Origin of the sequence: Actinomycetospora sp. CA-084318 (assembly GCF_050955885.1) — a bacterium.
In the GTDB taxonomy this organism is placed as follows: Bacteria; Actinomycetota; Actinomycetes; order Mycobacteriales; family Pseudonocardiaceae; genus Actinomycetospora.
Window position 1 is genome coordinate 2,620,753 of the sequence record NZ_CP192098.1, and the last position, 14,415, is coordinate 2,635,167.

A 14,415-nucleotide genomic window follows, 5' to 3' on the forward strand; every position below is an offset into this window, starting at 1 on the left:
CTCTGCTGCTGTCAGAGTGAGAGCACTGCTCACACATGAAGTCGGGTCGTGACCTCCGCACCGCCCAGGAGAACCACCGTGTCCGCTCCGACGCACGCCGCCGCCCCGTCCTCTCGTCCCGCCCCCCGACTCCCGCGCCTGGTCGTCGTCTCGGCCGGTCTCGCCGCCCTGATGGTCGTCGGGGGGTTCGCGATGCTCGCGATCGTCCCCGTGGCCCTCACCCTGATCGGGACGCTGCAGGAGGCCCGCCTCCGGGCGCTGCGGTGGTGGGCGGCCGGGCTCGCCGCCGCCTACGCCGTCCCGTTCGCGCTGTACGTGCTCGACCCCGACCGCCCGGCCAGCCTCACGAAGGCGATGCACCCCGGCTTCGTCGTCCTGATCGCCGTCGCGGCCGTCGCCGTGATCATCGCCGCCGTCGTGCAGCGGCGTGTCGACCTCGACGACGTGCGCGCGGCGGAGTGACGTTCTGCGCGAGCGGCACTCTCGCGCACATAGATGCTGCGACAGTGCCGTTCGGTCGGACTCTCACTGTGCCCTACGCCGGCGGCTCCAGGTCGTCCGGGACACCGGGCCAGGGGTCGACGAGGTCGAGGTAGTCACCCGGCGAGGCCGTGAACGACGGCGGCCGCTTCTCCAGGAACGACGTCACGCCCTCGGCGGCGTCCGGCCCCGCCCCGAGCGCCGCGATCACCCGCGTGTCCATCCGGTGGGCGTCCCAGGGCGAGTCGGCGCCGAGCATCGACCACATCATCCGGCGGGTCAGTGCCACCGAGACGCCGGACGTGTTCGACGCGATCTCCGCCGCCAGCTCCTGCCCGGCCGCGCCCAGCTCGTCGTCGGGAACGACCCGCGAGACGAGCCGCCCGGCCAGCGCCTCCGCGGCCGGGAACACCCGCCCCGTCGCGACCCACTCCATCGCCTGCGAGATGCCGACGACCCGCGGGAGGAACCAGCTCGACGCGCCGTCCGGCGCGATCCCGCGGCGCGTGAAGACGTAGCCGAACCGCGCCGACTCCGCTGCGATCCGGATGTCCGCCGGGAGCAGCATCGACGCCCCGATCCCGACGGCGGGCCCGTTCACCGCCGCGATCACCGGCTTCACGCTGGCGGCGATCCGCAGGACGGCGACCCCGCCGAGGTCCCGCGGCATCCCGTCGATCGTGCCGCCGGCGCGCAGCCGCGCGTCCCGGACGGCCTCGTAGTCGAAGGTCGAGCCGCCCCGGCCGAGGTCGGCCCCCGCGCAGAACGCCCGCCCGGCGCCGGTGAGGACGACGACGCGCACGGCGTCGTCGGCGTCGGCCTCGTCGAACGCGGCGACGATCTCCGTCGCCATGGTCGGGGTGAACGCGTTCATCCGGTCCGGGCGGTCGAGGGTGATCGTCGCGATCCCGTCGGCCACCTCGTAGCGGATCTCGGTGAGAGTCACGAGGACGATCGTGTCAGCTGCGCTGGATCGTGCGGCTCCGTCCGCGGAACTCGGCGATCACGAGCCCGTCGGTGGGGCGCGTGATCGTGACGTCGTAGACCCCGGACCGGCCGTAGCGGGTGCGCTCGACAGCCACCGCCTCGAGCACGTCGTTCTCCCGCGCCGAGGCGACGAAGACGATGTCGCCGCCAGCGGCCACGGTGACCGGCCCGGGGGAGTTGCACGCACACGCGAAGGCCGAGTCGGCGAGCAGGAACAGGTAGCCGCCGTGGCAAATGCCGTGTCCGTTGACCATGTCGGAGGTGACCCGCATGGTCAGCCGGGCCTCGCCGTCGGCCGCGGCGTGCAGTTCCATGCCGAGCTTGCGGGACGCGGCGTCGTCGTCCCACATGCGCTTGACGGAGGAGGCGATCACGACTGCTTCGCCACCAGCGTCAGCACGTCGTAGCGCGCCACCGAGTCGCCGTTCTGGTTCGTGACGTCGGCGTCCCACCGCACCTCGCCGTACGCGGCGGTGTCGCGCGGGGTGATCTGCTTGGCGGTCAGCGTGATCGTCAGCTCGTCGTCGAACGTCACCGGCGTGAGGAACCGCAGGGAGTCGACGCCGAAGTTGGCCAGCACGGGTCCGGGCGCCGGGTCGACGAACAGCCCGGCCGCGAAGGAGACGACCAGGTACCCGTGCGCCACGCGCTCCCCGAAGAACGGGTTCTGCGCGGCGGCGTCGGCGTCCATGTGCGCGTAGAAGGTGTCGCCGGTGAACTCGGCGAAGTGCTCGACGTCCTCCAGCGTCACCCGCCGCGGGCCGCCCACGACGGTGTCGCCGATCCGCAGCTCCTCGAGGTGCTTGCGGAACGGGTGGACGTCGGTCACCCGGCGCTCCGTGCCCGGCACCCACTGCCCGGTGATCGCCGTGAGCATCTCCGGCGAGCCCTGCACGGCGGTGCGCTGCATGTGGTGCTTCACGCCGCGGACGCCGCCCATCTCCTCGCCGCCGCCGGCGCGGCCGGGCCCGCCGTGGACGAGCTGCGGCATGGGGGAGCCGTGCCCGGTCGAGCTCTTCGCATCCGTCTGGTCCAGCACCAGCAGCCGTCCGTGCCACGGCGCGACGCCGAGCACGACCTCGCGGGCGAAGTCGCGGTCGCCCGTGACGACCGACCCGGCGAGCGACCCCTGGCCGCGGGCGGCCAGCTCGATCACCTGCTCGGTCGAGGTGTAGGGCACGAGCGAGGACACGGGGCCGAACGCCTCGACCTCGTGCACGGCCGCGGAGCCGGGGTCGGCGGCGAGCAGCACGGGGGAGAGGAACGCACCCCGCTCGGCGTCGGCGTCGGTCACCTCCACGCTGTCCGGCGACCCGAAGAGCACCCGCGAGCCGTCCAGCAGCGCCTTCAGCGACCGCCGGACCTCCTCGCGCTGCTCCAGGCCCGCGAGCGCGCCCATCCGCACGTCGGGGTTCGCGGGGTTCCCGACGACGACCCGCTCGAGCCGCCCGCGCACGGCGTCGGCCACGGCGTCGAGGTGCTCGCCGGGCACGAACGCGCGCCGGATCGCGGTGCACTTCTGGCCGGCCTTGACCGTCATCTCGGTGACGAGCTGCTTGACGTACAGGTCGAACTCGGGGGTTCCCGGGGTCGCGTCCGGCCCGAGGATCGAGCAGTTCAGCGAGTCGGCCTCCGCGGTGAACCGGACGGCGCGGGCCGAGAGGTTCGGGTGCGTGCGCAGCTGGCGGGCGGTCGACGCCGACCCGGTGAAGGAGACGAGGTCCTGCTCGGTGAGGTGGTCGAACAGGTCGCCGACGCCGCCGGCGACGAACTGCACGGCGCCGTCGGGCAGGAGGCCGGAGTCGGCGATCAACCGGACCAGGCCCGCCGTCAGGAAGGCGGTGGGGGTGGCGGGCTTGATGATCGACGGGACCCCGGCGAGGAAGGCGGGCGCGAGCTTCTCCAGCGGGCCCCAGCAGGGGAAGTTGTAGGCGTTGACCTGGACGGCGACGCCCTGCAGCGGGGTGAGCACGTGCTGGGCGAGGAACGACCCGTCCTTCGACAGCGGCTCGACGTCGCCCTCGACGAGGACCGTCCCGGCCGGGAGCTCGCGCTTGCCCTTCGAGGCGTAGGCCTGGAGCACGCCGATGCCGCCGTCGACGTCGAACTTCGAGTCGCCGAGGGTCGCGCCGGTGCGCGCGGAGAGGGCGTAGAGCTCCTCGCGGTGCTCGCGCAGGTGCCCGGCGAGCGCCTTGAGCAGGGAGGCGCGCTGGTGGAACGACAGCTCGCGCAGCGCCGGGCCGCCGGTGCGGCGGGCGTACGCGGCGGCGCCCGCGAGGTCGAGGCCGTCGGTGGAGAGGCGGTCGATCTCCTCGCCGGTGACGGCGTCGAACATCGGCCGGCCCTCGCCGGACCCGGCCTGCCAGCGGCCCTGCAGGAAGCTCTCGACGGTCACGTGTGAACCCCTAGACGTCGTAGTCGATGGTCAGCTCGTCGGAGACCGGGACCGACTGGCACGTCAGCACGAACCCGGCCTCGACCTCCTCGGTCTCCAGCGCGAAGTTGCGCTGCATCGCCACCTCGCCGGTGACGACCTTCGCGCGGCAGGTCCCGCACACCCCACCCTTGCAGGCGAACGGCAGGTCGGAGCGCACCTTCTGCGCGGCGTCCAGGACGAAGGAGTCCGACGGGATCGTCGCCGTGACCTCGCGGCCGTGCAGGATGATCCGGGCCGTCGCGCCCTCGGCGGGGGCGTCCTCGTGCCGACGCGGCTGCGGCGGCGGGGTGTCGACGTAGAACAGCTCCGCGTGCACCCGCTCCCGCGGGACGCCGAGGTCGGCGAGCTCCTCGCGCGCCCCGGTCACCATCTCCAGCGGGCCGCACAGCCACCAGTGGTCGACCTGCGGGGTGGGCACGAGGTGGGTCAGCAGCGTCCGCAGCTTCTCCCGGTCCAGGCGGCCGGCGAAGATCTCGGCCTCGACGGGCTCGCGGGAGAGCACGTGGTCGAGCTGGAACCGCGCGCGGTAGCGGTCCTTCAGGTCGGCGAGCTCCTCGGCGAACATCACCGTGTCGGCGCGGCGGTTGCCGTAGAGCAGCGTGACGTGGGTGTCGGGGTGCGCGCCCAGCACGGTGGCGGCGATCGAGAGCACCGGCGTGATGCCCGAGCCGGCGGCGATCAGCGTGTGGTGCTCGCCGGGCTTCGGATCGGGGGAGAAGCGCCCGTCCGGCGGGCCCACCTCGAGCGTGTCGCCGACCGCGAGCCGGTCGACCAGCATCTCCGAGAACAGGCCGGTCTCGACCCGCCGCACGCCGATCCGCGGCGCCGCACCCTCGGGCGCGCAGATCGAGTAGGAGCGGCGCTCGCCGTCGTGGGAGAGCGTCAGGTACTGCCCCGCGCGGAAGGCGTAGTGCTCGCGCAGCTCCTCGGGCACGTCGAACGTCACCGCGACGGCGTCGTCGGTGAGGTGCTCGACGGCGGCGACGCGCAGGGCGTGGAAGCCGGTGTCCACCGTCGTCGTCATCAGATGTCCTTCATGTGCTCGAACGGCTCGGAGCAGCTCCGGCAGCGCCGCAGCGCGGTGCAGGCGGTCGGCCCGAAGCGCGAGAGCTCGTCGGTGTCGGCGCTCCCGCAGCGCGGGCAGGCGACCCGCTTCGGCGGCGCGGCCAGGGTCAGCGGCACCGGGCCGGTCGAGCGCGGCCCGATGTGGTCCGGCGGTGCGACGCCGGCCTCGGCGAGCTTGCGCCGGCCCTCGTCGGAGATGAGGTCGGTGGTCCACGGCGGGGTGAGCGTCACCTTCACCTCGACCTCGCCGTAGGCACTCAGGCGCTCGCGCAGGTCGGCCGCCATCGCGTCGAGGGCGGGGCACCCGGCGTAGGTGGGGGTGATGGTGGCGACGACGTGTCCGTCCCGCTCGGAGACCGAGCGCAGCACGCCGAGGTCGGCGAGCGTCAGCATCGGCATCTCGGGGTCGGTCACCTCCGCGGCCGCGTTCCACAGCTCGGTGTTGACGATGGTCACGGCGCTCACCACGTCGCGTCCGGGTGGGCGCGGGCCAGCGACTGCATCACGGCGAGGACCTTGCCGAGCGCCTCGGTGTGCACGCCGTCGCGGCCGCCGCGGCCACCCACCAGTCCGACGGCGGGTCGGGTCGGCTCGGTCAGCGTGGCCACCGGGAGCACCTGGGCGAGGTCGGCGTCCACCGACGCCCGCAGCGACGCCGGGTCCACCGCCACGCCCGCCTCGACCAGCCGCGTCTCCACGGGGTGGGCGAGGAACAGCTCGGTGACGAAGGGCCAGACGTCGTCGAGCCCGGCCTGCATCCGCGCGTGGGACTCCGCCGTGCCGTCGCCGAGACGGACGACCCAGCCGGCCGCGTACTCGCGCTGGTAGGCCAGCTCCGGCACGGCCTTGCCCGCGACGGCCGCGAGCACCGGGTCGGCCGACCCTCGCAGCGTCGTCATGAGCGCGAGGCGCCACGAGGAGTAGACGAGGATCCAGGCCATCGTCCGGCCGAAGTCGCCGAGGTCCATCTCGGCGAGCGTGACGTTGCGGAAGGACCGGTCGTCGCGGAAGTAGGCGAGGACGTCCTCGTCGGACAGGCCGGCGGCGAGACCCGGCGTCCGGAAGCGCTCCGCCGCCCCCAGGTGCCCGGCGCGGGAGAGCAGCACCCGGGCCTGGCCGAGCAGGTCGAGCGCGATGTTCGCGAGGGCGACCTCCTCCTCCAGCTCCGGGGCGTGCGTCGCCCACTCGGAGAGGCGCTGGCTCGCGACGAGGGCGTCGTCGGCGAGCATGAGGCAGTAGGCGGCGAGGTCGTCGCGATCGACGCCGTCCGGGGCGGGCGCGGTGACCTCGACGACCGTCTCGTCGAACCCGGCGCCGTAGGCCCAGCGGCCCTCGTGGTCGGCCTCGCCGAGGGCGTCGTAGACGTTGTCGTGAGAGGCGTTCACAGGTGCGGCACGTCCTCGGGGATCTCGTAGAACGTGGGGTGGCGGTAGACCTTGTCGCCCGACGGCGCGAAGAACGGGTCCTTCTCGTCGGGGCTCGACGCGGTGATCGCGTCGGCGCGCACCACCCAGATCGACACGCCCTCGTTGCGGCGCGTGTAGAGGTTGCGGGCGTTGTGCAGGGCCATGTGGTCGTCGGGGGCGTGCAGCGACCCGACGTGCACGTGGTTCAGCCCGCGCTTGCCGCGGACGAACACCTCGTAGAGCGGCCAGGTGCGGTCGGGCGTCACGCCCTCCCGGATCTGCGGCTCGCCCTCGGGGTGCGCGGTGACGTCGTCGGCCATGCTCATGCGACGGCCACCTTCCCTTCCTGACGACGGGTCTCCTGCTTCGCGGCGTACGCGGAGGCCGCGTCGCGGACCCACTGCCCGCCCTCGTGGGCGGCGCGGCGGTGGGCCAGGCGCTGGGCGTTGCAGGGGCCGGCGCCCTTGACCACGGCGGTGAACTCGTCCCAGTCGATGGCACCGAAGTCGTGCGCCTGGCGCTCGTCGTTCCAGCGCAGGTCGGGGTCGGGCAGCGTGACGCCGAGGGCCGCGGCCTGCGGGACGGTCATGTCGACGTACCGCTGGCGCAGCTCGTCGTTGGTGTGGCGCTTGATCCGCCAGGCCATCGACTGCTGGGTGTTGGGGGAGTCGCCGTCGGCCGGGCCGAACATCATCAGCGACGGCCACCACCAGCGGTTCACGGCGTCCTGCACCATCTCGCGCTGGGCATCCGTGCCGTTCATCAGCGTCATGAGCAGCTCGAAGCCCTGCCGCTGGTGGAAGGACTCCTCCTTGCAGATGCGCACCATGGCCCGTGCATAGGGGCCGTAGCTGGAGCGGCACAGTGGGACCTGGTTGCAGATCGCGGCACCGTCGACCAGCCAGCCGATGACCCCGATGTCGGCGTAGGTCAGCGTGGGGTAGTTGAAGATCGACGAGTACTTCTGCCTCGAGTCGATCAGCTTCTCGGTGAGCTCGGTGCGGTCGACGCCGAGGGTCTCGGTGGCCGAGTACAGGTACAGACCGTGACCGGCCTCGTCCTGCACCTTGGCGAGCAGGATCGCCTTCCGCCGCAGGCTCGGGGCGCGCAGGATCCAGTTGCCCTCGGGCTGCATGCCGATGATCTCGGAGTGCGCGTGCTGCGCGATCTGCCGGATCAGGGTCTTCCGGTAGCCCTCGGGCATCCAGTCGCGCGGCTCGATCCGGCCCTCGGCGGCCACGGTGGCGTCGAACGCCTCGGCCAGCTGCTGCTCGTCTCGGTCCACAAGCCCTCCCGAATGTTCGTTCGGTTACCGATGGTGCCCGACGGGGGGTCCCGACGCAAGCCGTTCGTCTCCCGGTCACACCGCTCTGATCGGATGTGAGCATGCCCGAGGTCGTCGCCCACCGGGGAGCGTCCGCCGACGCCCCCGAGAACACGCTCGCCGCCGTCGCGGAGGCCCGCCGGCAGCGCGCCGACGGCGTCGAGGTCGACGTGCAGCGCACCGCCGACGGCGCGCTCGTCATCCATCACGACGCCACGCCGCGGCGCACCACGGACGCCGGGGCGGCGCTCGCCGACCAGCCCCTGGGCGCCCTCAGCCTGGCCGATCTCCGGACCTTGGACGCCGGGGCGGGGGAGCGCATCCCGACGCTCGGCGAGCTCCTCGGGGTCGCCGGTGACCTCGACCTGTTCCTCGAGCTCAAAGACCCCTGGCACTACCCGGGGATCGGCGGCGAGGTGGTGGCGGCGCTGGCCGGGCGGCCGGCCGTCGTGATGTCCTTCGACGCGACCGCGGTGCGGGATCTCGACGCCCCCGGGGTCACCGTGGGGCAGCTCCTCGCCGCCGCCCCGGACGCGGCACTGCTCGACGACATCGCGACCTACGCCCGCCTCGTCACCGTCGACCACCGGGCGATGACGGCCGACCTCGTGGCCGCGGTGCGCGAGCGCGGGATGTCGCCGGGCGTCTACACCGTCAACGAGGGGGCGCAGATGCGGCGGATGCTCGACCTCGGGGTCGACCGCGTCATCACGGACCGCCCGGCCGTGCTGCGGGATCTGCTCGTCGGGCCCCGCTGACGGTCACGCGGCGACGGTGCCGGGTGGGCTGCCGCCGTCGGGGACGGGTTGTCGTTCGGCGTCGATCCAGCGGGGTGGGGTGAACCACGGGCGGCCGTCGATCATGTGGATCTCCCAGCCGCCGTGGTGGACGAGGTGGTGGTGGTAGCGGCAGAGCAGGACGAGGTTGTCGGGGTCGCGATCAGTCTAGAGACGCTCGACCTGCACGAACATCCGCTGTTCGAACGCATGTTCGAACAGCGAACGGCATCCTCCGTCCTGACGTCCGGAGCAATCTGCGCCAGGGTGCTCGCCATGACGATTCCCGAGAGCGTCGGTGTGATCGGCGGCGGCACGATGGGCGCCGGCATCGCCCACGTGCTCCTGACGGCAGGGGCGGCGCGGGTGGCCGTGGTGGAGAGCGACGCGGAGCGGGCGGAGGCCGCGCGATCCGCCGTCGGGACGAGCCTGCAGGGGGCGGCGGACCGCGGGAAGCTGCCCGAGGGGACCACCGTGGACGAGCTGCTCGACCGGGCGCGCTTCGTCGTCGGCGCGGGGGAGCTGCCGGAGGACGCCGGCCTCGTCGTCGAGGCGGTCCCCGAGAAGATCGACCTCAAGCAGCGGATCCTCGGCGAGGTCGCGCAGCGGTGCCCGGATGCCGTCCTGGCGTCGAACACGTCGTCGCTCTCGGTCGCCGCGATCGGCGCCGAGCTGCCCGCCGACCGCGTCATCGGGATGCACTTCTTCAACCCCGTGCCCGCGCAGAAGCTCGTCGAGTTGATCCGCACCCCGCAGACGGCCGACGGCGTCGTCGAGCAGGCCCGGACATGGGTGGGCGACCTCGGCAAGACCCCGATCGTCGTCGACGACTCCCCGGGCTTCGCGACCTCCCGACTCGGACTCGTCGTCGGGCTCGAGGCGATCCGCATGGTGGAGGAGGGCGTGGCGACCGCCGAGGACATCGACACCGGCATGGAGCTGGGCTACCGCTGGCCGATGGGGCCGCTGAAGCTCACCGACGTGGTGGGTCTCGACGTCCGGCTCGCCATCGCCGAGCACCTCGCGACCGAGCTCGGCGACCGGTTCGCGCCCCCGCAGCTGCTGCGCGACAAGGTGGAGCGCGGGGAGCTGGGCCGCAAGAGCGGGCAGGGCTTTCACCGCTGGGAGTGAGCCCCCGCGCTGGCTAGCGTCGGTGCATGACGACGACGGAGCGGCGGGTCGCGCTCGACGTGGAGCCGGCGGTCAACAGCACGGTCGTGATGATGACCGTGCTCGCGGTCGCCATCGACCGGGGGCTGACCGACTTCGGTGACGTCCTCGAGCTGACGCTCGGCCCGCTGCTCGCCACGTTCGCCGCCCATCTCTTCGCGACGACGCTCAAGGCGGTCCACGCCGAGCACGCCCTGCCCTCGGGTCGGCGCCTGCTCGCCCTGACCGGGCACGCGGCGCAGTACCTGCTGCCCGCGGTCGCGCCACTGGTGGTGGTCGCCGTCGTCGCCGCGACCGGGTTCATGGGCCCGCTGGGCCCGGAGGAGTCGGCGCACATCACGATCGATCTGAGCTGGATCGCGCTGATCGTGCTCGGCGCGGTCGGCGGGTGGCGGGCGCTGCGCCGCTGGTGGGGCGCCGTGCTCGGTGCGGTGGGCGCCTTCGCCGTCGGCCTGGTCGTGGTGCTGCTGCGGATCGTGCTCGAGGGCGGCTTCACGTGAGACGGGGCTACGGCACGTTCTCCAACGCCACCCACCCCGCGTAGCCCACCGCCCGGAGCGCCCGCAGCCAGCGCGCGAGCGGCAACGACCCGGTCCCAGGTTCCCCACGACCGGGCGCGTCGGCGATCTGCACGTGCGTGAACTCCGCGCCGCGGGCCGCGATCGCCGCGTCGACGTCCTCGCCGTTGACCGCCAGGTGGTACAGGTCGGCCAGCACGCCCGAGCCCGCGCCGAGGCGGGAGACCAGGGCGAACGCGTCCACCGTCGTCCGGACCGGGTAGTCGTCGACCGCCGACAGCGGCTCGATCAGCAGCGTCGACCCCTGCGCCGCGGCGGTCGCGCAGGCGTCCGCCAGCCGTTCGACGGCGGGCTCCGACACCGGCCCCCGCCCGACGAGCGTGTTGTGCATCCGGCAGCCGAGCCGCCGACCGATCTCCAGGCCGATCGCCAGCGAGTCGGCGAACTCGGCCGGCCGGGTGCCCACCACCCCGCGCTCGCCCGCCGCCATGTCACCGCCGTAGAGGTTCATCGCGACCAGCCGCACGCCGGCGTCGGTGATCGAGGCGCAGAAGGCGTCGACCTCCGCGTCGTCCGGATCGGCGGCGGCGAAGGGCCACCAGGACTCGACGACGTCGAAGCCGTCCGCGCGGGCGCGGGCCGGGCGCTCGAGCACCGGGACGTCGGAATAGCGGATGGAGACGTTCGCCGCGAGGCTCACGTGCCGAACTCCCGCAGCCGCGCCACCAGGTCGTCGACGTCCGTGAGGTTCCCGACGCTGACCCGCATCGTGCCGTCGTCGACCGCCTGGAAGTCGGTGCCCGACATGACCAGCACGTCCTGCTCGGCCAGGAGGGCCCGCACGACGGCCGGGGTGGGCATCGTCGGGCGCGGGTGCCGGACCCAGGCGAAGAACCCGCCGAGCGCGACGACCTCGAAGCCGCCGGGTCGGGTCCGCATCGCCTCGGCGAACGCCGCCCGCCGGGCCGCGACCTCGGCCGCGCGCTCCGCCCGCCAGCCCTGCGCCTTCACCAGACCGGCCCACGCGGCCTCCTGCCCGATCCGCGGGGCGCCGATGGCCACGCAGTCGAAGAGCTTGAGGGCCTGCCGGCGCAGCGCCCCGCCCGCGACGAGCATCCCGACGCGGTAGCCGGCGAGCGCGAGGTCCTTGGAGAAGCTGTGCAGGCCGACGACGGTGTCGCGCCACCCCGGGTCGGAGTAGAGCGAGTGCGCCGGTCCGGCGCGGAAGGCGCGGTAGGTCTCGTCGAGGACGAGCGCGAGGTCGTGCCGGCGGGCGAGGTCGGCGAAGGCCGCGAGCTCGTCGGCGGGGATCTCGACGCCGCTCGGGTTGCCGGGCGTCACGAGCACGATCGCGCGGGTCCGCGGGGAGACGAGCGCCTCGGCGTCGGCGGCGCGGGGGACGAGGTCCGCGTCGGGCTCGACGATCACCGGCTCGACCCCGCGCATGTGCAGCCACATCGTGTGGTTGAAGTAGGTCGGGCGCGGGGTGATCACCTCGTCGCCCGGAGCGCACAGGGCGTCGGCGGCCAGACAGAACGCCTGGTTGCAACCCGCCGTCACGACCATGTCCTCGGCGCCGACGTCGCCGCCGTGCTCGGCGCGCAGGGCCTCGGCGAACGCCTCGCGCAGGTGCGGCAGCCCGGCCTGGGCGGCGTAGCGGGCGTCGGCCGCGACGCCCGCCGCGTGCTCGACGACCTCCGCGGCGGGCGGGTAGGCGGGCGCGGCGCGGGCGAGGTCGAGCAGGGGACGACGGCCACCCGCGGCGCCCACCGCGTCGTAGGCGGCCGCCATCGGCGAGTCGACCCCGGCGGCGACGCGGTGGGACAGGCGCACGGCCGACAGCATGCCGGGGACGCGTTCCTCGGGCACCCTCGAGGACATGGGTGATGGCGGGCACACCGATGTGATCGTGATCGGCGCCGGGTTCTCCGGCCTCTACGCGCTGCACCGGCTGCGTTCGCGGGGCTTCTCGGTCCAGGTGCTCGAGCAGGCCGACGGCGTCGGCGGGACCTGGTACTGGAACCGCTACCCGGGCGCCCGCTGCGACTCAGAGAGCTACTACTACTGCTACTCGTTCGACCCCGAGCTCGAGCAGGAGTGGCGCTGGTCGGAGCGCTACCCCGGGCAGGAGGAGATCCGCGGCTACCTCGAGCACGTCGCCGATCGCTACGACCTGCGCCGCGACATCGCCTTCGGGGTCCGGGTGGAGCGCGCGGAGCGGGACGGCGAGGGATGGACCGTGACCGCCGCGGACGGGTCGTCCCGACGATGCCGGTGGCTCGTCACGGCGGTCGGCTGCCTGTCGACGGCGAACGTGCCCGACATCCCGGGGCTCGAGGACTTCGCGGGGGAGTGGCACCACACCGGGCACTGGCCGCACGACGGGGTGGACGTGCGCGGCCGGCGGGTCGGGGTCGTGGGCACCGGATCCACCGGCATCCAGGCGATCCCGGTCCTGGCCGCGGCCGCCGGGCACCTCACGGTGTTCCAGCGGACCGCGAACTACTCCATCCCGGCCCGCAACGCACCGCTGTCCGAGGAGGAGATGGCCGCGACGAAGGCCGACTACCCGGCGATCCGCCGGGTCCAGCAGGGGTCGACGAACGGCCACCCGTTCGTCCTGTCCGACGTCGACGTGCTGGACCTGCCCGCCGACCGGCGGCGCGCGCTGTACGAGCAGGCGTGGGAGCGCGGCGGGCTGCGGTTCCGGGCCGCGGTGAAGGACGTCCTCACCGATCCGGAGGTCAACGCCGACACCAGCGAGTTCATCCGCGCGAAGATCCGGGAGACGGTGCACGACCCGGCGACGGCCGAGCTCCTGACACCCCGGGACCACCCGTTCGCCACCAAGCGGCCGCCGATCGACACGCACTACTTCGAGACCTACAACCGGCCGAACGTCTCGCTGGTCGACGTGAAGGCCGATCCGATCGCGGCCGTGACGGCGAGCGGTCTGCGGCTGGAGTCCGGCGCCGAGCACCCGCTCGACGTGCTGGTCTTCGCCACCGGGTTCGACGCCCTCACCGGCCCGTTGCTCTCGTTCGACATCGTCGGGCGCGACGGGGTGTCGCTCCGCGAGACGTGGCACGACGGCCCGCACACCCACCTCGGGCTCGGCGTCGCGGGCTTCCCCGACCTGTTCACGATCACCGGGCCCGGGAGCCCGTCGGTGCTGACCAACATGCCGACCGCGATCGAGCAGCACGTCGACTGGATCGCCGACCTGCTCGAACGGCTGCGGACGACCGGCGAGGTCGCCGAGCCGACGCCGGAGGCCGAGGCGGCGTGGGCGGCCGAGGTGGCGCGCGCCGCGGACGCGACGTTGCTGCCGCAGGCCGCCAGCTCCTGGTACCTGGGGGCGAACGTGCCGGGCAAGGCGCGGGTGTTCCTGCCGTACGCAGGCGGCTACGCGCGCTACCGCGCCACCTGCGACGACGAGGCTGCGGCGGGCTACCCGGGCTTCGGGCTCGGAGCGATCCGGACGAACCTCGCGAATCGTCACGCTGTGTAACACCTCACCAGTCTCGACCGACGATCGAGTCATGAGCTGGGCGGAGAAGGTCGTCGGCGAGTTCCGGGTGTCCCCGTGGCGCACGCTCGCGCTCGGCCATCCGAGTCGGATGACGGCGTCCCGTCACTTCCGGGTCCGCCACCGCGACCACATCCGCCTCGCCACGCCGGACGCCCGGCTCCGCCTCGGCACGCACCCGTTCGGCTTCGCCCGCGGCGACGAAGGGGGCCTGCTGCGGCTCGACGGCGACCTCGAGCTGCGCGGCAACGTGCAGGTCGGGGTCGGTGCGGCGTGGACGGTGGGGGAGGGGGCCCGACTCGTGATCGGCGCCCGGACCTACTTTTCGCCGAACACCCGCATCGTCGCCATGAACGGGATCGCCATCGGCACCGACTGTGCGATCTCGTGGGACGTGCAGCTGCTCGACGAGGACTTCCACGAGGTGATCGTCGACGGGGACGTCCGGGCGACGGGCGCGCCGATCTCGATCGGCAACCACGTCTGGATCGGCTCCCGCGCGACCGTGCTCAAGGGATCGGTCCTTCCCGACGACACGTCGGTCGCCTCGGGCGCGGTGGTCGCGGGGGTGTTCACCGAGCCCGGCACCGTGCTCGCCGGCTGCCCCGCGAAGGTCGTCCGCCGCAACGTCGTCTGGACCTGACCCCTCGTCCGCGCCCCCGCACCGTGGCACGCTCGGGCGACGGCGGCGCGGCCCACCCGTCGCCGGACCCGACCTCGACG

General features: G+C 73.4%; 16 protein-coding genes. 6 read left to right on the plus strand and 10 right to left on the minus strand.

The features are described 5' to 3' along the window. The first annotated feature begins 78 nt into the window (after window positions 1-78). Window positions 79-462, plus strand: coding sequence for a hypothetical protein (locus ACQPYX_RS12775; RefSeq protein ID WP_433803287.1), 384 nt, complete (start codon window positions 79-81; stop codon window positions 460-462). A gap of 73 nt (window positions 463-535) precedes the next feature. On the opposite strand, the gene ACQPYX_RS12780 is transcribed toward ACQPYX_RS12775, so the two are convergent. The 8 genes from ACQPYX_RS12780 to paaA are packed head-to-tail and all read right to left on the minus strand — an operon-like array spanning window position 536 to window position 7,660. Beyond that, entirely contained in the window at window positions 536-1,426 is an 891-nt protein-coding gene (locus tag ACQPYX_RS12780) for an enoyl-CoA hydratase-related protein (protein WP_433803288.1), read from the minus strand. A 13-nt stretch (window positions 1,427-1,439) separates the two neighbouring features. Next, a complete protein-coding gene (gene paaI / locus ACQPYX_RS12785) occupies window positions 1,440-1,817 on the minus strand; it encodes a hydroxyphenylacetyl-CoA thioesterase PaaI (RefSeq protein WP_433803711.1) in 378 nt (125 codons plus the stop codon). Between the two features lie 20 nt (window positions 1,818-1,837). Continuing rightward, a complete protein-coding gene (paaZ, locus tag ACQPYX_RS12790; protein ID WP_433803289.1) occupies window positions 1,838-3,862 on the minus strand; it encodes a phenylacetic acid degradation bifunctional protein PaaZ in 2,025 nt (674 codons plus the stop codon). Between the two features lie 10 nt (window positions 3,863-3,872). Beyond that, a complete protein-coding gene (paaE, locus tag ACQPYX_RS12795) occupies window positions 3,873-4,928 on the minus strand; it encodes a 1,2-phenylacetyl-CoA epoxidase subunit PaaE (RefSeq protein ID WP_433803290.1) in 1,056 nt (351 codons plus the stop codon). Continuing rightward, window positions 4,928-5,425, minus strand: coding sequence for a 1,2-phenylacetyl-CoA epoxidase subunit PaaD (paaD, locus tag ACQPYX_RS12800; protein ID WP_433803291.1), 498 nt, complete (start codon window positions 5,423-5,425; stop codon window positions 4,928-4,930). Before paaD ends, paaE begins: the two co-directional genes overlap by 1 nt. A gap of 5 nt (window positions 5,426-5,430) precedes the next feature. Then, complete coding sequence (gene paaC / locus ACQPYX_RS12805) at window positions 5,431-6,354, minus strand: 1,2-phenylacetyl-CoA epoxidase subunit PaaC (RefSeq protein ID WP_433803292.1); 924 nt, start codon at window positions 6,352-6,354, stop codon at window positions 5,431-5,433. After that, window positions 6,351-6,695 carry a 1,2-phenylacetyl-CoA epoxidase subunit PaaB gene (paaB, locus tag ACQPYX_RS12810; protein ID WP_433803712.1) on the minus strand — a complete coding sequence of 115 codons (345 nt, stop codon included), beginning with the start codon at window positions 6,693-6,695 and terminating at the stop codon, window positions 6,351-6,353. Before paaB ends, paaC begins: the two co-directional genes overlap by 4 nt. A gap of 2 nt (window positions 6,696-6,697) precedes the next feature. Further along, window positions 6,698-7,660 carry a 1,2-phenylacetyl-CoA epoxidase subunit PaaA gene (paaA, locus tag ACQPYX_RS12815; RefSeq protein ID WP_433803293.1) on the minus strand — a complete coding sequence of 321 codons (963 nt, stop codon included), beginning with the start codon at window positions 7,658-7,660 and terminating at the stop codon, window positions 6,698-6,700. A gap of 101 nt (window positions 7,661-7,761) precedes the next feature. Here paaA and ACQPYX_RS12820 point away from each other — a divergent pair, with 101 nt between their 5' ends. The 3 genes from ACQPYX_RS12820 to ACQPYX_RS12830 all read left to right on the plus strand — a co-directional run bounded on the left by ACQPYX_RS12820 (window position 7,762) and on the right by ACQPYX_RS12830 (window position 10,145). Next, entirely contained in the window at window positions 7,762-8,457 is a 696-nt protein-coding gene (locus ACQPYX_RS12820) for a glycerophosphodiester phosphodiesterase (RefSeq protein WP_433803294.1), read from the plus strand. A gap of 294 nt (window positions 8,458-8,751) precedes the next feature. After that, the gene (locus ACQPYX_RS12825) at window positions 8,752-9,606 is read left to right on the plus strand and encodes a 3-hydroxyacyl-CoA dehydrogenase family protein (protein ID WP_433803295.1); all 855 of its coding nucleotides are present in this window, start codon (window positions 8,752-8,754) and stop codon (window positions 9,604-9,606) included. A gap of 26 nt (window positions 9,607-9,632) precedes the next feature. Then, window positions 9,633-10,145, plus strand: a complete 513-nt coding sequence (locus ACQPYX_RS12830; RefSeq protein WP_433803296.1) for a hypothetical protein — start codon at window positions 9,633-9,635, stop codon at window positions 10,143-10,145. 7 nt (window positions 10,146-10,152) lie between these two features. Here ACQPYX_RS12830 and ACQPYX_RS12835 read toward each other — a convergent pair whose 3' ends face one another. After that, window positions 10,153-10,863 carry a TIM barrel protein gene (locus tag ACQPYX_RS12835; protein WP_433803297.1) on the minus strand — a complete coding sequence of 237 codons (711 nt, stop codon included), beginning with the start codon at window positions 10,861-10,863 and terminating at the stop codon, window positions 10,153-10,155. Next, window positions 10,860-11,996, minus strand: a complete 1,137-nt coding sequence (locus tag ACQPYX_RS12840) for an aminotransferase (RefSeq protein WP_433803298.1) — start codon at window positions 11,994-11,996, stop codon at window positions 10,860-10,862. Before ACQPYX_RS12840 ends, ACQPYX_RS12835 begins: the two co-directional genes overlap by 4 nt. Before the next feature lie 46 nt (window positions 11,997-12,042). Between ACQPYX_RS12840 and ACQPYX_RS12845 the strand changes: the two genes are divergently transcribed. Together ACQPYX_RS12845 and ACQPYX_RS12850 are read left to right on the plus strand one after the other, a co-directional pair. Continuing rightward, on the plus strand, window positions 12,043-13,674 hold the full coding sequence (locus ACQPYX_RS12845; RefSeq protein ID WP_433803299.1) for a flavin-containing monooxygenase: 1,632 nt from the start codon (window positions 12,043-12,045) through the stop codon (window positions 13,672-13,674). A gap of 31 nt (window positions 13,675-13,705) precedes the next feature. Further along, window positions 13,706-14,335 (plus strand): acyltransferase, encoded by a 630-nt coding sequence (locus tag ACQPYX_RS12850; protein WP_433803300.1) that lies wholly within the window; start codon window positions 13,706-13,708, stop codon window positions 14,333-14,335. Window positions 14,336-14,415 lie beyond the last annotated feature (80 nt).